A 23,076-nucleotide genomic window follows, 5' to 3' on the forward strand; every position below is an offset into this window, starting at 1 on the left:
AAATGTCGATTAAGAAAAATAACTCTTTTACCGAAATGCCAGAAATAGAAAAAGTTTTTTCTACAACTCCAGCACAAATGGAAATATGGCTGGCTTGTAAATTGGGAGGTAAGGAAGCAAATCAAGCTTACAATGAATCTGTTTCCTTGACATTGAATGGGGATTTATCAGTAAAAGTACTGCAAGAAGCTTTTTTGAAAGTAATAGAGAGGCATGATGCCATGCGAGCTGTAGTTAGTCCAAATGGCAAAAGTCTTATCATTTTTGATAAATATTCTCTTCCAATAAGGATGAGAGATGTGAGTGGAATGGAGGCCAGAGAGAAAGAATTATTCCTCAAAAAACATTTAGATCAGACTGGATCATTTAACTTCAATTTAGTTCAGGGGCCGCTCTATGTAATGGATCTAATCAAGTTAGGGGAGAAGGAACATCTTTTAACATTTACCGCACATCATTTAATTTTTGATGGCTGGTCTTTAGGAGTTTTGTTGGAGGAGTTGGGAAAGATTTACTCTGATTTGATTTCAGGAAATGAAATTCAACTCCCTAAAGCCGAATTACTTAGTGACTATGCCAGAGAGTATTTTAGTTTAATGAGAAGTCCGGCTTATAAAAAATCTAAAGAATTCTGGAAGAATTATTTAAGCAATCCGGTTCCTAGGCTTGATTTGCCAATAGATAAAGCTAGGTCTAAAATAAGGACATATAATTCTGAAGTTCACAAAAAATGGTTAAAAGAAGAGACTTTAAATAAGATTAAGACTGTTGGGACAAAATTAAATGCTAGCTTCAACCTAACTTTATTAGCAGTTTTTGAAATTTTCCTCAGTGATTGGTCAAAGCAAAAGGATATAATAGTAGGATTACCAGTTGCTGGTCAAATAAATACGAATAGACATTATTTAATAGGGCATTGTGTGAGCTTACTTCCATTAAGGAGTAAAATTGATACGGAACTGTCTTTTTCTGAATATTTAAAAATCAGGAAGGACGATTATTTTAAAGCTTTGGCCCATAGTTCTATCTCTTTTGGAGACATGATTAAGAATATCAATCTTCAAAGAGATCCTTCAAGAATCCCTTTAGTCCCAGTCACTTTTAATATTGACACTGGAATGGAGGATGATCTTGAATTCAAAGGGTTGAAACATCATTTAATGACAAACCCAAAGCTATTTGCAAATTTTGAATTGATTTTAAACCTCTTTGAATCCTCAAATAAGCATGCGCTAGATTGGACATTCAATAAGAATCTGTTCAATAGATCGACGATTGAAAAAGCCTCAGATAAATATTTTGAGATGATTGATTTATTTCTAGATAATCCTGATGAAAAGATTTCTAAATTATTGCAGTCGCCCATCTCAGAACCTGAAAATTCTAATCTGGATTTCGAAACGCTTGGTAGCTTAATATCAAAACAACTCTCTTCAAAAAAGGATAAAGTAGCCGTTCGAATAGGAGATCAGGAATTTACCTACGAAGATTTGTATCATAGGTCAAGTGCTATTTCAAAGCATTTGATTTTAAAAGGTGCAGGTCCGGGAAAGATAGTTGGGGTACATTTAGAAAGGACTTTTGATCTTGTTGCAAGTGCGTTGGCAGTTACCCAAATAGGAGCAGGTTATATGCCAATTGATGCGGAATTTCCAGAAGAACGGGTGAAATTCATGCTTGGTGATGTGGATGTAGCCGCATTCATTACTGATAATGATTCGTATTCATGGAGCGAATTGGGGGATCGGAAAATTATTTTGGAAGAAAGTATTTTTCAAGATAAATCCCCAGCTATTAAATTAAGCTTGCCTGAACCAAATGATCCAATTTTTATTGTATATACCTCTGGCTCAACAGGTAAACCTAAAGGAGTAGCCTTATCACAACAGAACCTCGCTGATTTTATTAAGCATTTTGAGAAAGCTCCTGGCTTAGTTGAGGATGATATAGTAATCGGGTTGACATCAACCTCATTTGATATGTCATTTCTAGAAATAGTACTTCCTTTTGTATTTGGGGCATCCTTGCATTTGTTTGACAAATTTGAAAGGAGAGATCCAAGAGAAATTGTAAAGGCTGTAAAGACTGGTGGGATTACTAAATTATTTGCCACACCATCTCATCTTAAATCTATAGTAGAATATGGGCTCAATGATAAACACGAGAATTTAACAGTTATATCTGCTGGTGAACCTTTACAATATTCATTGGCCCAATCACTAATAAAATCAGCAGCTAAGGTTTTTAATATATATGGTCCAACTGAAACTACAATTTTTACAAACATTAAGGAAATCTTACCTAGTACAGAGGTTATTACTATAGGAAAACCAGTTGAAGGAACAGATGCCTTTTTATTAAATGCCGAAGGTGAATTAGTGACAAAAACTGGAGAGCCAGGTGAATTATATATTGGTGGAAAGGGAGTAGGAATAGGTTATATAAATAGAGAAGAACTTACAAAGGAAAGATTTATAGAGAATCCTATTGTAGGTAAAGAAGGTAGATACTATAAAACAGGAGACCTTGCTGTTTGGACGGATGATGGAGAACTAATCTGTAAAGGGAGGATTGACTATCAAGTAAAAATCAGAGGACAAAGAGTAGAATTAGGTGAGATTGAGAATATGATAGCTAACAATAGTGATGTTAAAAACGTCATTGTTGAAAAGGTTATTGATGAAAACGGGGATGATAGTTTAGTTGCATTTGTGTCTTTCAAGAATAATAAAAAAGATGAAATAGATTCATCAAGTTGGATTGATTCATGCAAAGAAAATCTATCAAAAGTTTTGTCTGGTTATATGATACCAGGTCATTTTATTGTTGTTGATCGTTTCGAATTGAATCCAAATGGTAAGATTGATAGAATTGCTGCAAGAAAGTTATTGATCAAACCAGAAAAAGAAATAGAGCATAAAGCTTCAGAAGTAGATGATGTGAAAATTGGGGAGACTGTTTTAAAAGTAAAAGAACTATGGGAAGAAGTTTTAATTTCTCAAGATTCTAGGTTAGACGCTGATTTCTTCCAAGTTGGAGGACATTCTTTGCTTGCAGTTGATTTGATTTCAAAAATTGAAAAGCAGTTTGGATTGAACTTGCCACTCTCTTTACTATTCGAACATTCAACAATAAATTCTATTTCCAGAAAGCTTGACGAGCTCCTTTCTCAGGACCAGGAGGAAAGCGGAGTTTTAGTCAAAATAAAGGATGGAGATCCTAGAAAGGTATTATTTTTTGTTCATGGTGTAGGTCTTAACCCGTTGGAGATAAGTACTTTGAATAAGTATATGGATGAAGATCAAACCATTTGGGGCCTTCAGTCTCCTACGATTTTCAATAGTGAAATAGACCCTATCGATACAATTGAAGGGATTGCCAAACTATATATAGCTGAAATAAAGAAACAGGGATTTAATGGTCCATACAAATTATTAGGCAACTCAATTGGCGGGCAAATTGCATTTGAAATGGCAAAGCAATGGTTAAAGGAAGGAGAAAAAATAGCCTTTCTAGGAATGATTGATACAATTGCTTCAATTTCAAATGATATCCCTAAAACCTTTACTGGAAAATTGAAGATGTTTGCCAGAAAGATTCTTTTTGAGTTTAAATTTCTTCTTGAAGACCCTATTTTCTATTTGAAGTATAGAATAAGCTATCTAAAAGAAAAGATAGGTAAGTTTAAAAATCCGATACCAAAAGAAGATTCTGGTAGTTTAAAGGCTCGTATTAGTCAAATTGAAGACGTAAATATGATTGCTTGGAAAAAATATAAGCATGAATATATTGATGCCGATGTGACTGTCTTTTTAGCAAAGAAAAGGACCTTTTTTGTATCTGATTTCAAAACATTTGGTTGGTCACCATATGTGAGAACGTTGAAGACAATTCATATGCCTGGAGAACATGCAAATATGCTAAAGCCCCCTCATGGCGCTGAGTTTTCTAAAGCACTTCAAGATATTCTAAACTCCACTACAAGTTGATTTTATGGTTTTTAGTAGGCTTTTATGTTCAGAGATTAAAGTATTTGAATGGAGGTCTGAATGTGATTTCCAGTTAAATAATAATTTTGATATATGGAGAGTTTATATTCCAGACTTTTTAAATAAAATTATAGAAGAAGATTATTTACTAGATGATTTCGAGAAAGATAAAAGTAATTCTTTTCTCAAAGAAGAAGATAGAAATCGCTATGTCTTAGGAAAAATTATTCTGAAAAAATTAGCATCAAAGTATTTAAATATAGCTCCGAGTGATGTAAAGTTTAAGACCTTGGAGTTTAATAAGCCTGTATTAGCTAGTCATTCAAACTTAGAGTTCAATATATCCCATTCAGGAAGCTTTATTATTTTGGGTTTTGCAAAAAAATATTCTATTGGTGTAGATATTGAATTTATGGATTCAAAAGTTGATTTATACAACTTAATTTATAATACAATGTCCAGTGTTGAAGTTAGCTCAATTTTGAATAGTGGGACTCCAAGAGAAAATTTTTACAAACTTTGGACTAGGAAAGAATCCTTACTTAAGGGCATTGGTATAGGCTTGACTGATAGATTAAAAGATATAAATTGCTGTGATGGGAAAAATCTAGTTCCTGCAGACTTATCTAGCTTCGCGTCTTCCTGGGATATAAGAAATTTTGTTATGGAAAATGAATATTCTGTAAGTCTTGCTTATGATACAGCTATTCGGGTCCTTAGGTTTTTTGAATACAGAGACAATTAATTATCAAAATGGAGATTCATTAGGTTGGTAAAAAACTAATTCAATTGAATGATAATGAGTTAATTAACTTAGACTAATACTGGTATGAATAAAGTTGCTATTTATGGGGGATTAGGAAATCAGATGTTCCAATATGCTTTGGCAATTGCTATGGATGCAAGTGGAATTCCAACAAAGATTTCAATTAATGATTATTTCATAAATAGGCATTATCAGGGGTTTGAACTACTTAGAGCATTTAATGTACCCATGCCAATCCAAGATAAATTGAAGGTTTTTGCTATGAAACAAGTTAGACCTTTATTTGTAGACATAAATACAACCTATTTCAAAAGTTTCATGTCTAATCTCTTGTTGGACACAAGTAAAGTTTACAAAGAAAAGCAAGAGTGTATTTACGATGCGGAAGTTTTCCAACAAACATCTTCAATTTTAGTCGGAAATTGGCAATCTATAAAATACTTTGATTCTCAGTCTGATTTGATTAGAGAAGTTTTTAATTTTAATAAACCAAAAGACTTAATCAATATCAAAATAGCCAATGATATCTTGAACACCAATGCAGTTGCTGTTCATGTGCGGAGAGGAGATTTTATGAATCCCTTAAATGCTAAAAGTAAGATGGTTATTGATTCTTGTGATTATTATTTTAAGTCTTTTGAAATTATCCGAGAACACGTATCTAAACCAATTTTCTATATCTTTTCAGATGATATTTTTTGGGCAAAAGAGCACTTCAAGGGGCCTGATTTTGTTTTTGTATCACACAATAAAGGTGTAAATAGCTATCTTGATATGTATTTGATGAGCCTTAGTAAACACTTTATAATTGCGAATAGCAGCTTTAGTTGGTGGGCTGCTTGGCTAGCAGAGTTTAAAGAGAAAAAAATCATTATGCCAAAGCCTTGGATTAATAATGTGAATTGTTCTGATATTTATCCCAAGGATTGGATTGCACTAGATGTAAATCAACTTGCTGCTCAAATAGCTTAGCAAAAAGTTTACATCAATTAAAAATATTCATTTTTTAGCCATTTTTAAGCCAATTACTTTTTAAAGTAAATTTGTATTTAAAACGTTCATCAATTTTAATTTCCGAAAATTAAGTCAAACCCTCATCACTTTCTAGATACTCTTAAGCGGTTCATCATTTAATTGATCTTTGACCAACCAATTAGTTTTAATTTTTCAGTTTGAGTACAACTTAATTTCTTAGATCCAAATCAGATAATGATTTTAAACCATAAAAAATGTTATACAAATATAAAAAAATGAAGTTTGTATTATTTAATCTATTTTATTCTTAAATTGCAGCTGCAAAAAAATAGATTTATAAAGTCTTGAATTATTTCTGGGCCACATTCAATTAAAAAATTTGATATGAAAAGTGTTACTAAGATTAAGCATGTTGTTCTTTCAGGTGGAGTAGGAAGCCGACTTTGGCCTCTTTCAAGGAAAACAAAACCTAAGCAGTATCTGGATTTATTTTCTGGTAAATCCCTTTTTCAGCTTTGCGTAGAAAGAAATGAATTTTTAAATCCAGAATTGATTATTGTTGGCAATGAAGATAATTATCAGCTTTCTCGTGATATATTAGATCGAATGGGAAAAGAAAAGTATCTGGAAGTAATTGAGGCCATGCCTAAGAATACAGCACCTGCAATTGCTTTTGCTGCGCTATTATCTGAACCGGATGATATTCTTATGGTCACTCCTTCGGATCATTTAATTGAAAATGCAGAAGAGTATCATAACTGTGTTTATCGAGCTATCGAACTTGCTAAAGAAAATAGGCTTGTCACCTTTGGAATTAAACCAACTAGACCGGAGTCAGCATATGGATATATTGAAAGTTTTGGAGAGTCAGTTGTTGGTTTTCGCGAAAAACCTTCAAAGGAAAAAGCTAAAGAGTTTCTTTTAAAAGGAAATTTTCTATGGAATAGTGGAATGTTTTGCTTTAAAGCATCAGCTTTTTTAAAGGAATTAACTGAATTCCAACCGGAGATGATGAAATCAGTTAAAATTGCTTTAAAAGATATGAGGGAAGGTTTTTTACAAAAAGAAACAAATTCATTAATTTCCTCAATCAGTGTAGATTATGCCGTAATGGAGAAATCAAAAAATATAACTGTTATTCCATCTGACATTAGATGGTCTGATATGGGATCATTTGACGCTTTAGCAGACCATCTTGCAGAAAAGAAAGCACTTAAACTTGATGATAAAGGAAATTTCACAATTGGTTGCAATAGATTTGTTTCTTTTATTGGTGTTTCTAATGTTATTTTGGTGGAGACTCCCGATGCAATGTTAGTTTTGGATAAAGAGTCATCACAAGATGTTAAAGGGATTTTTGAGAAATTGGATAAAGAAGATTCAGTTTTGGTTAGATAGTGTCATAATTTTATTAAAAAATGAGTAAAGACTTTTCTTATAATTCTATCATTGACTTAGTCAAAGAATCTTGGAGTAAATACTCCGATAAGGTTGCTATTGACACAGGGGTAGAACAAATTACTTTTCAAAAGTTAGAGGAAAATGTCACCTCCTTGAGCCGTTTAATTTTGTCTGAGGCTGCCGATGAGGAAATTATTGCGCTTACTACAACAAGAGGTGCTCAACTCATCATTAACATATTGGCTATCTTAAATGCTGGAAAGACTTATTTACCTATTGACCCAAGTTTTCCTGAAAATAGAATAAAACAGATTGTAGAAGATTGTGGGGTAAAATTTTATCTAAAAAGTAATCCAAATGATTTTCTTAATCTGGAATCAATTGATTTGGATGGAACATCTGATATCGACGAGTTTGAAATAAAATACAATGATTTAGCATATATATTATATACTTCAGGTTCAACAGGTAAGCCAAAAGGAGTCTGTGTACCTCATGAAGGTATAATTAATTTGATTCAGTGGCAGGTGAGAAATTCTTTTTCTAAGCCTGGAGTTAAAACTCTTCAGTTTACCAGATTAACTTTTGATATATCTGTTCAAGAGATTTTCAGCACTTTATGCTCAGGAGGAACTTTGCAGATAGTCGATGCTGAAATATTGAGGGACAATAGCGCCCTTATCAATGTTTTGAATGAACAGAAGGTTCAACGATTGTTCCTTCCTTTCGTGGCTCTTCAGGGAATAGCAAATGAAGCAGAAAATTCCTCTGTTTATCCTGAGTATTTAGAAGAGGTGATGACTTGTGGTGAACAATTAAAGTCCACTAAGGCAGTCAAAGCTCTCTTTTCCAAAATCAATAAAGCCAAACTTTTTAATCAATATGGACCAACTGAATGTACTTGTATAGTAACCCAACTGGAATTACCAAGTGATCCATCAAAATGGGATGACCTACCTACCATAGGAAAAGCAATTGACGGAGTCGAAAGCTTGATATTGGACAAAAATTTAAATGTAATTACAGAGGCTGGAGTAGAAGGAGAAATTTATTTTTCTGGAGTATGCATGGCCAGAGGATATCTTAATCAGCCTGAGTTAACTAAAAAGTCATTTTTCCCTCTTACATTAAAAGATGGTACCAGCCAGATGGTATACAAAACAGGTGATTTGGGGTACTATACTGAAAATCAGGAGATTTTCTTTTTGGGAAGAATTGATGATCAGGTTAAAATTAGTGGTTTCAGGGTTGAAACAGGTGAAATTGAGTCAGTAGCAACTGAGCTTCCAGGCGTTGAGCAAGCAGCTATTATAGTCAATGAATATGAAGATGGTCAAAAGTATTTATCTCTCTTTTACGTAAGTGCCGCTAATCAAGTAAGGGAATCAGAGATGTTGTCTTATTTAAAAGAAAGGCTTCCTATTTACATGATCCCTGCTAATTGTATTAGGAAAGATAGCTTCCCAAAAACTTCAAATGGTAAAATTGATAGGAAAGGTCTATCTCAAAATTTAATTACAGAGAATCCATTCAAAGAAAATTATGTAAAACCAAGGGGAAAAGTAGAATCTGATTTAGCCAATATTTGGAAAAGAATTTTGAATCTTGATCAAGTTGGAAGAGATGATCATTTTTTTGAACTAGGGGGGTCTTCATTTCTAGCTCAAAGAATGGCAATTGAGATAAAAAAGACCTTTGGAAAAGAATTTACAGTTACCAAAATTTACCAATATCCTAAGCTTAAAGCTCAGGCAGCATATTTACAGGAAAAGGATCGTACTTTAAAGCATAGTGCTCATAAAAAGAAAGATAATAGCGAAAATAACAGAGATGTTGCTGTAATTGCTACAGCTAGCAGGTTCCCTGGAGCTAATAATAGCTATGAATTTTGGGAAATGATAAAAAATGGAAAAGAGACAATCCATTTTTTTGAGATAGATGAGTTAGACCCTTCTGAGCAGAAAAAAGCAAAAGAGGAGAAGAATTATATCAAAGCAAGAGGAATAATTAAGGATATTAAAGACTTTGATAATGAGTTTTTTGGGTTCAATCCAAAGCTGGCATCAGCTATGGATCCTCAGCAGCGTCTTTTTTTGGAGGTAGCTTTTGAAGCTTTGGATTCAGTTGGATATATCGCTAATACACCTGATTTCGAAATAGGAGTTTTTGCTGGGTGTAGTACCAATTATTATTTCTCAAGGAATTTAGTTTTTGACAGAGATTTAAGAGAGTCACTTGGGAATTTGCAAATCAATTCGGTTAATGAAAAAGACTACCTCGCTACTAGAGTTGCTTATATTTTTGATTTGAAAGGTCCAGCTGTTAGTGTGAATACTGCTTGCTCTACAGCGCTTGTGGCCGTAGCAAATGCCGTGAAAAGTATCAGATCAGGTGAATGCACTGCAGCTATAGCTGGAGCTAGTTCTGTAGCTTATCCAGTAAATAGTGGCCATATTTATGAAGAAGGATCTATTTTAACTAAAGATGGACATTGTAGACCTTTCGATGCAGATGCATCGGGGACCTTATTTAGTGATGGTGGCGGTGCTGTACTCTTAAAAGATTACGAACAAGCTATGCTTGATGGGGATCCTATTTTGGCGGTTATAAAAGGGGTAGGAATTAATAATGATGGAGCAAATAAAAGTAGTTTCTCGGCTCCAAGTGTAGAAGGTCAAGCAGGGTCTATTATGATGGCTCTTCAGGATGCTGAGGTGAATCCCTCAGAAATAGGCTATGTCGAAACACATGGGACAGCCACTCCAATTGGCGACCCAATTGAAATTGAAGGGTTGAAACTTGCATTTGGTGATAATGTAAGAAATCAAAGTTGTGCCATTGGTTCAGTAAAAGGGAACGTTGGTCATTTGAATGCAGCTGCAGGAATTGTAGGCCTTATTAAGACGATTCATTCACTTCATGAGAAAACACTTCCTAAATCAATAGGTTTTGAGAAACCTAACCCTTCAATTGATTTTGAAAATTCTCCATTTTTTGTACAAAACGAAACGAAAGAATGGGCTTCCGAAGGTCCTAGAAAAGCTGGAGTTAGTTCATTTGGAATAGGTGGAACAAACTGCCATATTATTTTGGAAGAATTTGTTTCAACCCTTCCAAAAAAGATTCCGACAACTGAAATTGAACAAACAATTTATTTTTCTGCAAATACTGAAAATAGTCTGAAAAAATATGCGGAAAGACTTTCCGATTTTGTTGTTCAAAATCCCTTGATCTCGCTTGGTCAGTTTGGTTATAATGTCAATAAAAATAATGCTGCTTACAAACTAAGTTCATTTGTTACATTTAAAAATCAACAAGAATTGTTGGCAGGTCTTGAAGAGGTTATTTCAGGAAAAAAATCCATAACCAGGCGAAAAGGCACGTTTAATTTTCCTGTTTTCTTATTTCCCGGACAAGGGGCGCAATATGTCTCAATGGGAAAAGAATTGTATGAAAAAGAACCAATATTCAGGAATGAATTAGACCTGTGCGATAGTCTTTTTGCAAAATATACAAGGACCTCATTATTTGAGTTGTTATTTCCAAATCAAATTTCAATATCAGCAGAAGAGAATCTGGCCAATACGCGTAATACGCAACCAGTGATTTTTGCTATTTCTTACTCTCTGGCAAAATTATGGGAAAGTAAAGGAATTAAACCTTCCGCATTTATTGGTCACAGTATAGGTGAATTCGTTGCTGCTTGTCTTTCAGGTGTAATGGGTTTAGAGGATGCTGTGAAAATTGTAGCTAAGCGAGGAAAACTTATCAGCGACCTTAGCCCGGGGTCCATGCTTTCTATTCGTTCATCAGCTGAAGTTATTCTCCCTATTTTACCACAAGGGATTACAATAGCAGCCGATAATGCACCTAATTTATGTGTAGCATCAGGACCTACAAATTTGATCGAATCTTTTGAGATTGATTTAAAGCAAAAAGGGATTGCATCAAAAATTTTACAAACAAGCCATGCGTTTCATTCAGAAATGATGGATCCTGCTTTAGATGAATTTAAGAAACTATTGAACAGTATTGAGCTTAGAAATCCAAAAATTCCAATCATGTCCACTGTAACGGGAAATTGGATGAAAGATTCTGAAGCAACTTCCTCAGATTATTGGACTCAGCATATGAGACTACCTGTTCAGTTTAATAATGCCATTAAAAACTTACTCAATGAGCTTCCTGAAGCTGCAATGGTTGAAGTAGGTCCGGGTAAAAGTTTAGGTACTTTTTTGATGCAACATGAAGCAGCAAAAAATGTGGCATTTGTGAATAGCTTAAACAAAACATCTAATATTTCAGAATTTGAATATTTCCAAGAGCAGGTATGTGCTTTAGTCGGACAAGGCTTAATCCTTAATTGGGATGAGATTTATGATGAAGCGTTTCAAGAGAAAATCTTGTTGCCAACATATGCGTTCGATAAGAAAAGGTGTTGGATAGATGTTAAAATTGAAAATGTAAAAGATAGTAAAGAACTTCCAAATTATAGTGAGGATCAAGTAATCAAGGAAGTTGAAGAATTAGGAAACACCAATTCAGCAAAAGAAATATTTGAATCAAAATTATCTCAAATATTGAAAGATGCGTGTGGGGTAACTGTATCAGTTGAAAACTTTGGCATGACTTATTTTGAAATAGGATTGGACTCTTTGAGCATGACTCAATTGGCCTTTTCAATTAAGAAGGAGTTTAAAGTAGATGTCTCGTTTCTTCAATTAAATAATGAATTTAATACACCTGGTTCTTTAGTAGAATATTGTTTAGCTAATTCAGATTTAGCCAAAAAGATAATTTCTGCTGCTAATAAGAATAAAACTGCACAGCCTGTACTTCACAAAGATGATGATGAGACATCAGATGTAGAAGAAACAATAGTTCCGGAACTTTCTGAAAAAGCTAAGATATTTATTAATAATCTATCCGAAACTATCCAGAATAAAACATTAAAGAATAAAAAGTTACCAGAGGAAAGTTCAAGTATAAATCTAGAAACAGAAAAAGGTTTTGGGCTTAAAAGTTTTGTGAGCAAGTTAAACTATCCGATTATCACAAAAACTAGCAAAGGTTCTCAACTGATTGATTTAGAAGGTAATAAATATTTAGACTGGTCTAGTGGTTTAGCAAGTAACTTGTTTGGATATCAGCCGGACTTTATAAATAAAGCGATTATAGAACAAGTTCAAAGTGGGCTTGAAAATGCTGTCCAAGGAAATTTGATAGAAACTGTATCAAAAAATATCGCTCAAATTACTCAAAGTGATACCGTAGCAATATTTGAAAATAGTAGTGATGCAAAATATGTGGGCATTGATGCAGCAAGGGAGGTTTCTAAAAAAAATCTCGTTATCATGTTTTCACATAGAGATTTTGAGGCCAGTGATAAAGAATTGTCTTCTCGAAAATTGATGAAGAGTGATCTTAATCAAAATGAGATTCAAGAAGATATTTTAATTCTTGAATACGGTACCTCCGAAAGTTTAGAAATAATTGAAAGTAGATCCAGCGATATTGCTGCTGTTTTGGTAGAGCCAATCCAGCTTAACCGCCTCGAATTTATTCCTTTAGATTTCTTAAAGGAATTAAGAGAAATTTCATCTAAACATAGAATCTGTTTGATTTTCGACGAAATAAATACGGGCTTTAGGAGCCATATCAATGGATTTCAAGGGCTTTATTCCATAAAATCAGATATGGCTATTTATGGGGATATCTTAGGAGGAGGCTTTTCTATTGGTATTCTTACTGGAAGTGAAGAATGGTTGGGTAATAAAAGAAGCACAAATTTAAATTCACCTAATAATCCAAAAGAAGGAAATGGAATATCTTATTTCACAAATTCTTTTTCTGGGCATCCACTTTCCCTCATTACCACTAACGCTATTTTAGAAAAACTAGAGAAAATGGGTGGTGATTTTCAAAAAAGATTAATAGAACTTTGCCAAAAACTAGTAAAAGGCCTTAATGCCATCTTTGAAAAGTATAATGCACCTTATATGGCTGAGGGTTTCAGTTCAATTTGGAGAATTCAAAGCAAGGAGGATTTTCAAACTTCTGAAATTGTATTTATTTTATTAAGGGAAAATGGCATTAATATCTTAGAAAATCTCCCATGTTATGTTTCTGATGCTCATACCGAAAGTGATGTTTTATTTACTTTAGCAAAGGTTGATGAAATTATTAAGGTTTTAGTGGAAAATGAGGTTATATACGGTGACCTCCTATTAGCATCAGAGAATTGGATGAGTATTGATAATCCACCATTTGAAGGGGCTAAAATATCATTAAATGAAGAAGGATTTCCTATTTGGGTGACTTCCGAGCAATATAAAGAATCAAAATCGATAATACTCCAGTCTTTCTTTCTATGAAAAATGCTCAAGAAAAGATTTTAGATCCGTTATCTACTAAAGAAGAGCAGTTAAAAGTTTCTAAAGTTATTTCTAGTACTCCTTCACAAATGGAGATTTGGCTCCAATGTCATTTAGGTGGCGAAAAGGCAAGCTTGGCTTATAACGAGTCTTATTCTCTAAAATTGTTTGGAGACGTCAATTTAGAATTACTAGAGGAGGCTTATCAATTCCTTATTACGAATCATGAGGGAATGCGAGCTATTTTTTCTTTAGATGGAACCCAAATTCATATTTTGGAATCTATAAAGACCTCTATATCCTATAAAGACATCTCAGATTTATCGGAAACTGAAAAAAATACATACATAGAAAAATTCAGAATAGATACTGGATTCTACGAATTTGATTTACAAAAAGGTCCTTTATACATCTTAGAACTTATTAAACTAAGTGATTCTGAATATAGACTTACCTTCACATCTCATCATATCATGTTTGATGGTTGGTCTATTGTTTTATTTTTCTCCCATTTGGGTTTAGTATATGGTCAATTGGTGGAAGGAAAGGAAGCGTTCCTACCTGAACTGCAAACATTGTCTGATTATACAAAAAAAATAGAAAAATTTTCTGAAGGAGAAGAATATAAAAGCAATTTAAAATTTTGGTTAAAGAGACTCTCTAATCCCGTTCCCAATTTTGAATTACCTATTGATTTTGAGAGACCTCCTATAAGAAAACTAGAGGCTGATCGAGTTGATTTTAAAGCTTCTAAAGAATTAATAATTAAGGTAAAACAATACGGAATCAAAAAAAAGGTCAGCGTTTATTTAATCCTTTTTTCTATTTATGAATTATTCCTTTCATTATGGAGTAAAAGTAGTGACATAATTCTGGGGATGCCTATCGCGGGGCAACCAAGGATGGGATCATTAAACTTGATTGGTCATAGTGTATTTTTACTTCCTGTTAAATCCAAAGTTGACTTTCAACTTACTTTTGAAGATTATCTGGATGAAAGGAGTAAATCATTTTCGGAGATTTTGGAGCACGGTGCTATTTCATTTGGGGAATTAATTCAAAATTTAAAAATCAAAAGAGATTTATCCAGAACCCCTCTTGTACCTCTGATATGCAGTAATATCATAGGAGTGGAGCGAAGAATGAAGTTCGGAAATCTTGAGCGGAAGCTTTTGTCCAATCCAAAGGCATTTACAAACTTTGAAATTATTCTTGCACTATTCGGAACAATTGATGACTTGAACTATGAGTGGACTTATAATACAAGTCTATTTAGTCGAGAAACTATTCTCGAAGCTGCTGAAAAATATGATCAATTAGTACAACTAATAATAGAAACGCCTAGCTTAAAGTTATCTGAGATAAGACATTTTTTAGATGGTGATGAAGCTTCACCTGACCTGCAAACAGAGCAAAAATTGGCGAGGGAAGAACCTATTGAGGAAGAAATTACTATTCCATATATTATAGAGAAATTTCAAGAAACAGCCTCGGTTCTTGCTGAGAAAACAGCAGTTGTCACAAATAATAATTCAATTTCTTATAAAGAATTAAATATTCAATCAAATCAACTTGCCGGTTTTCTAAAAGACAAAGGAGTTAAACCTGGTGACTTTATTGGGATTTATTTAGAGAGGTCTAATGCTACTATAATTAGTATAATGGCCATATTGAAAGCAGGAGCAGCATGTTTACCTATTGATGTTGAAATTCCAAGGGAACGTGTTATTTACATGCTGGAAAATAGTGGGGCGAAATTCTTCTTTACAGATCAACCGGATTTCGAAAATGGAGTTCTGGAAGAAAAGCGACTAGTGTTAGATCAAATTCTAAAATCAAGCCTTAATTTCCCCCCTGAAAATAATCCTGTAAAGACAAGTTTAGAAAGTCCTATGTATATCATTTATACATCTGGCTCAACAGGTAATCCGAAGGGCGTCATATTAACCCACAAAAACCTTAACTACTTTAGTAAAGTATCAATACGGGATTTTAATTTTAGTTCAGATGATCAGGTTGCGGGTGTCACATCAGTTTCCTTTGATGTGGCAACTTTTGAACTTCTTATTCCTTATATGTTTGGGTCGACCGTATATATGTTGGATAAGTATGAAAGAAAAGATCCGAAGCAAATTTTGTCATTGCTTGAAGCAAAAGGAATAACCAAAATGTTTGCCACTCCGACACACTGGCAAATGATGGTTAATTCTGGTTGGTCTACTCCGATGACTTCACTTACTGCTTTTTCCGGTGGTGAGCCTTTGAAAAAATCATTAGTTGATCAACTTTCTCCTCTTTTAAAAGGAATCTTTAATCATTATGGTCCTTCAGAAACAACTGTTTTATGTACTGTTAAAAAAATTGATCCATCAGAAGCAGGTGTTACCATTGGAAAAGAATTAAGTGGCACCAAAATTTATATAGTAGATAAATCTGGGAATTTAATTACCCAACCAAATATTTCCGGCGAACTCTGGATTGGGGGAGATGGTGTAGGAAAGTCTTATTTAGGCTTGAATGAGCTTTCACAGGAGAAATTTATTAAAAACCCTTTTGAAGAAATTCCAGAAAGACTTTATAAATCAGGTGATTTAGGATATAGGTTGCCAAATGGAGAAATTCAATGTGAAGGTCGTGTAGATAATCAAGTAAAAGTACGAGGTCACAGGATCGAGCTAGGTGAGATTGAAGAAAAGATTTTGCAATCAGATGAAGTTGCGAATGCTGTAGTAGGAACGGATGATTCTAAAGGGTTTTTGTCCTTGATAGGATATGTTGCTTTAAAGAAAGAGTTAAAAGATAAATTAGATCTTCAAGAGTTTGAAGCAAAATTAAGAGAGCGGCTATCCATTATGTTGCCAGAATATATGGTGCCAAGCGACTTTTGTTTTGTTGATGATTTTAAATTAACCACCACTGATAAAATTGACAGAAAGCAATTACCAAAAATCAAAAGACGTGAAACTGGTAGAACCGTTGATAAGGATCACAAGGAAGATAAAACTGAGAGATTTACTGAAGTAGAGCGACGAGTTTTTAGGGTATGGAGTTCGGTTTTAGAAAATTCAAATTTTGATTTAGATACTGATTTTTTCCTAGCGGGAGGACATTCATTGTTGGGGGTAAAGTTGATTTCATTATTGGAAAAGGAGTTTGATCTAAAATTGACCTTAGTTACACTATTCAAGTATCCTACTGTCAAATCTTTTTCTTTGTTTATTGAAAATGAAAAGAAAGATTTGAGTTTAGAATCGTTGGTTTTAATTAAGAAAGGCTCTCCCAATAAAGTGGTTTGTTTTGTTCATGGTGTTGGTTTAAACCCTATTGAAGTTAATACTTTAATAGAAAATATGGATGACGATCAAACTATCTACGGTCTGCAATCGCCAGCAATTTCAGGTAACGCGGAACCCTTTAAAACAATTCCTGAAATGGCTAAACACTTTATTGGGGAATTGGAAAAAAGTGAAATCAAAGGACCTTATAACTTAATAGGCAATTCAATTGGTGGCTTAATAGCTTTTGAAATGGCTAAGCAGTTGATTGAGAAGAATAAGAAAATTGGATTTTTGGCAATGATTGATACGATTGCCAATTATAATTTTGAAAAGCCGAAAAAATTACTGCCCAGAATTAAAAGGTTTATAAATAAACTAGGGTTTGAATTTGAATTTTTATCTGATGATTTAAATTTTTATATTAATTATAGAAAAAATTATATTAAAGAAAAATGGTTCAATTATAAGCAAAAAACTATAATAAATAACGATCTTTCTAGTAGAATTAGGCGAATAGAAATAATTAATGTAGATGCATGGAAGGATTATGACATTCAACCTCTTGACATCGATATTACTTTGTTTATAGCCCAAAAGAGGACCTTTTACGTGCAAGATTTCGAAACTCTTGGATGGAGTCGATATGTTAGAAGTATTGAGAAATTGATCATGCCTGGAGAGCATGCAAATATGCTTAAGCCTCCTCATGGCTCCGAATTCACAAGGGTTCTTCAAGAAAAGTTAAACCTTTTCATGGAAAATTGAAGTAAAAGTTGTCTATCAAAAAATTGAAATAAAGTTTATCAAAATGTGGAAACAAAGAGTAAATAGAAATACTTTAATTATACCTCTCCTTCTTATTGGTATGGTTTTTATGAATTCTTGTGCAAAGAGGAATTTAACCTATTTTCAAGATATAGGGGATGAACAAGATTACGTGCTCAATAACGGACCTTTCGAGGAACCTAAAATTGTTCCTGGTGATTTATTAGATATAAGAGTAAGTACACTTAGTCCAGAATCGAACGTATTATTTAATTATGGTATTGTTTCTACTGATGAAAGCGGAGAGGCCCAATTATCTCGGGATCCCATTGTAAGAGGTTATATGGTTGATCCAGATGGAAATATAGAATTTCCTACACTGGGGTCTGTAAAGTTAGGAGGCCTTACTAGGGAGGAAGCTAAGGTTTATTTGAAAAGTGAGTTAGCTTCTTTGGTTATTGAGCCAAAAATCGAAATTAGGTTTTTGAATTTTAAGGTAACGGTAATTGGAGAAGTAAACCGCCCTTCATCTTTTGTGGTGCCTACAGAGCGAATTACAATTCTAGAAGCTCTTGGAATGGCAGGCGATATGACAGCTTATGCATTACGGGAAAATGTATTATTGATCCGTGAAACCCCAGAAGGTAAAGTTATCCATAGGTTTGATATAGGTAAAAAAGAAATTTTAAGTTCTCCTTATTATTACTTGAAGCAAAATGATGTAATCTACGTTGAAGCTGATAAAAAGAAACTCAATCAAGCTAATGTAAATCCGACTACAATTGCTGCAGCTACAATCGCCTCATCACTTATTGTAGCTTTAATATTTAATTTCAATGATATATTCGTTAGGTAATATGGTAGTGGCTGGTTACATGTGTTAATGATATTTCCGAAAAAATATGAAACTTTCAAATATAATTTTGGAGGAGAATGTAGAATCTTCTTCAAGCAAAATTGATTTTAAATTTAAATTAAGGAAGCTACTAAAAGCTTGGCCATTATTTGTGTCTTCAATAGTTTTGGTTCTTTCTATAGTTTACGTATACATCTATTATTCTATACCCTATTATTCTGTTAATAATAGTATAATGCTCCGCGATGTTACAAAAGGAGCTGATTTTTTAGAAAACCCAGTATTTGAAGGATTAAATGAGTTCAAATCCTCCAACACAGTGGATAATGAGGTCGATGTAATTCAATCCGGGCTATTAATGAGGGAAGTAGTAAATGACCTTAATTTATATAATAATTATTTTTATGTAAACTCTTTAAATAAGAAGACTCCTGTTTTCTTTAAGCATTTACCTTTCACAGTGGAGATGATTGAGGTCTATTCGTTAGGTGCTAATGCATCTGATGAAAAGAGAGAGATGCGAGTATTAGAAATTAAGGAAAACTATATAATAGCTGACATTAATGACGAATCAATTTTGATTCGACCAGACGAAGTCACAGATACCAGATACGCAAAGTTTAAACTACTCTTTAACGAAAGAACTAAAGTAGGTGAGCTAGAAGAACCTATTCTCGTTGAATTTAAAAGTCCCGATGAACTCGCAGGGATTTTCTCTGGTAGATTAGATGTTGAAACCAAAGATAAAAATTCAAGTATCTTATATATTTCTTTGCTTGAAACAGCACCTGAGCGAGGTGTCATGGTTCTTGATAAATTAGTTGATGAGTATAACGAACAGCTTTCAGAAGATAAAAAAGAAGTTGCTAGAAAATCATTGGAGTTTATTAATAGTCAAATTGATTTGACTCTCGCCGAGCTTAATGAAATGGAGCAGGATATCGAGCAATTCAAAAACACTAGAAATATTATTGATGTCCAATCTGATACTAAAGTATATCAGGAAAATTTCATAAGAAATAATCGTGAAATTTCTGATTTAGAAAATCAAATAGATATTTACAATAGTGTTCAATCTGTTGTTTCCAGCAATTCTAACGGAGATATTTCCGGTTTAAGTTCTTTAATTAAGGATGATCCGTATTTATCGACTACAATGATTGAATACCAAGATGCAAAAGCAAAAGTTGCAGAGTATCAAAAATCAATTATGCCTGATAATCCTTTGATGATTAAGCAAATGTCGATTTTAAATGCAGCAAGGGATAATATCATTGATCATATTAATACAAATAAGAAACAGCTTGAAATTACGCTCCAAAATCTTCGAGATCAAAATCAGCAGTTTCAAAATAAATCAACTTCTGCTCCACAAATAGAAAGGCAATATGAAGCCATCAGTAGAGATGTTGGGATAAAGAAAGATCATTATTTGTATTTGATCCAAAAGAAAGAAGAAACAGCTTTGTTTTTGGCTTCAGTTCCATCGAATCAAGCTAAAGTAATCGAAAGCGCTTCATTTGGTTATGTTCCAACTAAGCCTTACCCCCCAGTTCTTTATTTGGCGGGTATGTTTTTCGGTTTTACCATTCCGTTTTTATATGTATTTGGTGGCTCATTACTAAGTGATAAAATTGTAGTTCGATCGGATTTAGCAAGTGTTTCACAAATAGATGTTCTTGGAGAGATTTCATATTTGAAAAGTAAAGAATTGTTCGTAATTAATTATAAAAACAATACTCCTGTCTCGGAACAGTTTAGATTAATTAGGTCTAATTTTAATTATAAGTTAGATGATAATGTATCTAAAGTGGTTATGGTGACCTCTTCAGTATCAGGAGAAGGGAAAACTTTCTTTTCAATAAATTTCGCAAAGTCACTCTCTATGGTGGGGAAAAGTGTTGCTGTTCTAGAATATGACTTGAGAAAAAAGGGGTTGAAAGATGAATTTAAATTTAAATCAAATAAAGGGATTTCAAATTACCTTTCCACATCAGATTTCAGCTTAAAGGATCTATTGGATTCAAGGAATGAAGTTAATGGTATAACAATTTTTCAAGTTGGAAATATTCCTGAAAATCCTTCTGAAATTATGCATTCAGAAAAAAATGAAAAACTAATTGAAAAACTTAAAGAGGAGTTTGATTATATAATTATTGATACTGCCCCTATGGGACTAGTGGCAGATGCACTTGCAATTGCTGACATAGTTGATTATTCCATATTCATAGTGAGGTATGATTACACAAGTAAAAAGAATCTAGATTATTTTAGTGACGTTCTGAAGTCAAATCGTCTGAAAAATCCTATGATAGTCATTAATGGCTCAAAAAGCAGTGTTAAATATGCTTATGGAAATTACGCATATAAATAGAATGAATACGATTTGATAAAATTATGAATATTAGTTATGCTCTAAGTGAGTTTTTCAATAAAGGTAGTGCTCGTACACTTGCAGCAAAAAAAAATGTAGCTTTAAGTTTTATAGTAAAGGTTTTGAGTATGGCTATTTCTTTTATAATAGTCCCTCTCACAATTAACTATATTAACCCAACTCAATATGGTATTTGGCTTACTTTGACATCTATTGTCGGTTGGGTGTCATTATTTGATGTTGGTTTAACACAAGGGTTAAGAAATAAATTTGCTGAAGCAAAAGCGAAGCATAATATAAAACTTGCTAGAATTTATGTTAGTACAACATATTTTTATATTTCAATTTTATTCCTTTCGGTATGGGCAATATTAGTAGTAGTCAATAGCTTTGTTGATTGGAGTTCGCTTATCAATGTTCCAATTGTCATGGACTCTGAGATAAGGATGTTAACTTCAATAATAATTACTTATTTCTGCCTCCAATTTATTTTTCAAGTAATTAAAACGATTTTAATTTCTGATCAAAAACCAGCAAAGGCTTCTTTTATTGATCTAATTGGACAAGCAGCATCTTTATTGATTATTTGGTTATTGACCTTATTTACAGATGGTTCCTTGATATTATTAGGTTTAGGAATTGGAGTTTTTCCAGTTGTTATATTGATAATTGCAAATATTTATTTGTTTTCTACTACTTACAAAGATGTAATACCCAGTATTAAATTAATTCAAAAAGAGTATAGGAATCAATTAATGGGGCTAGGGTTGAAATTTTTCATTTTGCAAATAGCTGCAATGATTCAATATAGTACTTCTTTGTTCTTAATTGCCCGTTATTTTACTCCGGTTGATGTAACTGCTTATAATATTGCCTTTAAATATTTTTTAACTCTTCAAGGCATTTATATGATTATTCTGTCCCCTTTATGGAGTAGTAGTACGGATGCGTATTATTCAGGTGATTATGACTGGATTATTAGAGCTGTTAAAAAATACCTCTTAATACTTCTTCCATTTTTATTATTAGGTTTAATAATGTTGCTTTTTAGTAATCAATTTTATGATTTTTGGCTAGGAGAAGGTGTTGTTGATATTGATTTCAGAATATCATTTTTATGTTTTGTTTTCTTCGCTCTTGGAATGTTTGCAAGTATTTTTGTGAACGTCATTAATGGTATTGGTGCATTGCGAGTTCAGTTTTATGTTTCGATAGTTACTGCTATTGGCTTTATAATTCTCTCTTTAATTTTTATAAAGATTTTTGAGTGGGGAGTATGGTCTATTATTCTAGCTTCTATTATTTCAAACGTATATGGTTATTTATTTGCACCTATACAGCTATATAATATTTTGATTGTTAGAAATACTAAAAGCATTTGGTTTAAGTAATTATGGCAAGGATGAATAAGGTTAGTGTTTATGGTGGATTAGGTAATCAAATGTTTCAATATGCACTTTCCTGTGTTTTAAACTCTAAAGGTGTTGCGAGTAGGATCAGTTTTCGAGATTTCTTTTTCTATAAGCACCACAATGGATTTGATTTATCTAGGGCATTTTACCTTGACCTGGACGCATTTGGGAGATTAAAATTACATGTTTTGAATTTTGGATCTGCTTTTTGGAGTTTATCAATAGTTCAAAAAATTCTTTTTAAATCTTTTCAATTGTATTCTTTCCTCTTTGAAAATATCAAAAAAGAGAAAAAAGAGTTCTCTTTTGATGAGGAAATATTTAATGTTTCTAATTCCAGACTTGTTGGCACTTGGCAATCTATTAAGTACTTTGAAGGTCATGAAGAACTCTTGAGAGATAAATTTAAATTTAAGGACCCTTTAGACTCTATTAATAAGAATCTTTCAGAGGAAATAAAAAATAACAATTCAGTTGCTGTTCATATAAGAAGGGGAGATTATACGAAATCTGAATGGCGAAATTCACATCTGGTTATTGATGGCCCAGAATATTATTTAAATGCTATTCGCGAGTTGACATTAGAATTAAGTAATCCAGTGTTCTATTTTTTCTCCGATGATATTGATTGGGCAAAATCCAATTTTAAAGACTCGAATTTTAAATTTATTGAACATAATAATAATGATAAAAGCTATTTGGATATGTATTTAATGAGTTTATGCTCAAATTTTATTATCGCAAATAGCACATTTAGTTGGTGGGCAGCTTGGCTTGCTTCAAATCCAAAAAAAATTGTATTTGTTCCAAAGCCCTGGATCAAAGGCCTTAATACTCCCGAAATTTACCCTGATAACTGGAGGACAGTTAAACTTTAGTTGAATAA

General features: G+C 33.0%; 10 protein-coding genes. All 10 read left to right on the plus strand.

What is annotated here, in order from left to right:
• The first annotated feature begins 2 nt into the window (after nucleotides 1-2).
• The 10 genes from AAGF08_RS18460 to AAGF08_RS18505 all read left to right on the plus strand — a co-directional run bounded on the left by AAGF08_RS18460 (nucleotide 3) and on the right by AAGF08_RS18505 (nucleotide 23,068).
• Nucleotides 3-3,989 carry an amino acid adenylation domain-containing protein gene (locus AAGF08_RS18460; RefSeq protein WP_343512859.1) on the plus strand — a complete coding sequence of 1,329 codons (3,987 nt, stop codon included), beginning with the start codon at nucleotides 3-5 and terminating at the stop codon, nucleotides 3,987-3,989.
• A gap of 4 nt (nucleotides 3,990-3,993) precedes the next feature.
• Nucleotides 3,994-4,734 carry a 4'-phosphopantetheinyl transferase superfamily protein gene (locus AAGF08_RS18465; protein WP_343512860.1) on the plus strand — a complete coding sequence of 247 codons (741 nt, stop codon included), beginning with the start codon at nucleotides 3,994-3,996 and terminating at the stop codon, nucleotides 4,732-4,734.
• Nucleotides 4,735-4,818: 84 nt separating this feature from the next.
• Nucleotides 4,819-5,727: an alpha-1,2-fucosyltransferase gene (locus AAGF08_RS18470; protein WP_343512861.1), complete on the plus strand. Its 909-nt coding sequence runs from the start codon at nucleotides 4,819-4,821 to the stop codon at nucleotides 5,725-5,727.
• Nucleotides 5,728-6,114: 387 nt separating this feature from the next.
• The gene (locus AAGF08_RS18475) at nucleotides 6,115-7,128 is read left to right on the plus strand and encodes a sugar phosphate nucleotidyltransferase (protein WP_343512862.1); all 1,014 of its coding nucleotides are present in this window, start codon (nucleotides 6,115-6,117) and stop codon (nucleotides 7,126-7,128) included.
• 20 nt (nucleotides 7,129-7,148) lie between these two features.
• Nucleotides 7,149-13,505, plus strand: coding sequence for an amino acid adenylation domain-containing protein (locus AAGF08_RS18480; protein WP_343512863.1), 6,357 nt, complete (start codon nucleotides 7,149-7,151; stop codon nucleotides 13,503-13,505).
• Entirely contained in the window at nucleotides 13,502-17,548 is a 4,047-nt protein-coding gene (locus tag AAGF08_RS18485) for an amino acid adenylation domain-containing protein (RefSeq protein WP_343512864.1), read from the plus strand. Before AAGF08_RS18480 ends, AAGF08_RS18485 begins: the two co-directional genes overlap by 4 nt.
• Nucleotides 17,549-17,591: 43 nt before the next feature.
• Nucleotides 17,592-18,404, plus strand: coding sequence for a polysaccharide biosynthesis/export family protein (locus AAGF08_RS18490; protein WP_343512865.1), 813 nt, complete (start codon nucleotides 17,592-17,594; stop codon nucleotides 18,402-18,404).
• Between the two features lie 46 nt (nucleotides 18,405-18,450).
• Nucleotides 18,451-20,778: a polysaccharide biosynthesis tyrosine autokinase gene (locus AAGF08_RS18495; protein WP_343512866.1), complete on the plus strand. Its 2,328-nt coding sequence runs from the start codon at nucleotides 18,451-18,453 to the stop codon at nucleotides 20,776-20,778.
• Between the two features lie 23 nt (nucleotides 20,779-20,801).
• Nucleotides 20,802-22,169, plus strand: a complete 1,368-nt coding sequence (locus AAGF08_RS18500) for an oligosaccharide flippase family protein (protein WP_343512868.1) — start codon at nucleotides 20,802-20,804, stop codon at nucleotides 22,167-22,169.
• 11 nt (nucleotides 22,170-22,180) lie between these two features.
• A complete protein-coding gene (locus AAGF08_RS18505; RefSeq protein WP_343512869.1) occupies nucleotides 22,181-23,068 on the plus strand; it encodes an alpha-1,2-fucosyltransferase in 888 nt (295 codons plus the stop codon).
• Nucleotides 23,069-23,076 lie beyond the last annotated feature (8 nt).

This window comes from Algoriphagus sp. SE2, from assembly GCF_039563885.1.
Lineage (GTDB): Bacteria > Bacteroidota > Bacteroidia > Cytophagales > Cyclobacteriaceae > Algoriphagus.

Coding starts and splice junctions, on each gene's coding strand:
- AAGF08_RS18505 (WP_343512869.1), top strand. CDS start 22,181: ATGAATAAGGTTAGTGTTTATGGTGGATTAGGTAATCAAATGTTTCAA.
- AAGF08_RS18475 (WP_343512862.1), top strand. CDS start 6,115: ATGAAAAGTGTTACTAAGATTAAGCATGTTGTTCTTTCAGGTGGAGTA.
- AAGF08_RS18495 (WP_343512866.1), top strand. CDS start 18,451: ATGAAACTTTCAAATATAATTTTGGAGGAGAATGTAGAATCTTCTTCA.
- AAGF08_RS18465 (WP_343512860.1), top strand. CDS start 3,994: ATGGTTTTTAGTAGGCTTTTATGTTCAGAGATTAAAGTATTTGAATGG.
- AAGF08_RS18485 (WP_343512864.1), top strand. CDS start 13,502: ATGAAAAATGCTCAAGAAAAGATTTTAGATCCGTTATCTACTAAAGAA.
- AAGF08_RS18460 (WP_343512859.1), top strand. CDS start 3: ATGTCGATTAAGAAAAATAACTCTTTTACCGAAATGCCAGAAATAGAA.
- AAGF08_RS18470 (WP_343512861.1), top strand. CDS start 4,819: ATGAATAAAGTTGCTATTTATGGGGGATTAGGAAATCAGATGTTCCAA.
- AAGF08_RS18490 (WP_343512865.1), top strand. CDS start 17,592: ATGTGGAAACAAAGAGTAAATAGAAATACTTTAATTATACCTCTCCTT.
- AAGF08_RS18500 (WP_343512868.1), top strand. CDS start 20,802: ATGAATATTAGTTATGCTCTAAGTGAGTTTTTCAATAAAGGTAGTGCT.
- AAGF08_RS18480 (WP_343512863.1), top strand. CDS start 7,149: ATGAGTAAAGACTTTTCTTATAATTCTATCATTGACTTAGTCAAAGAA.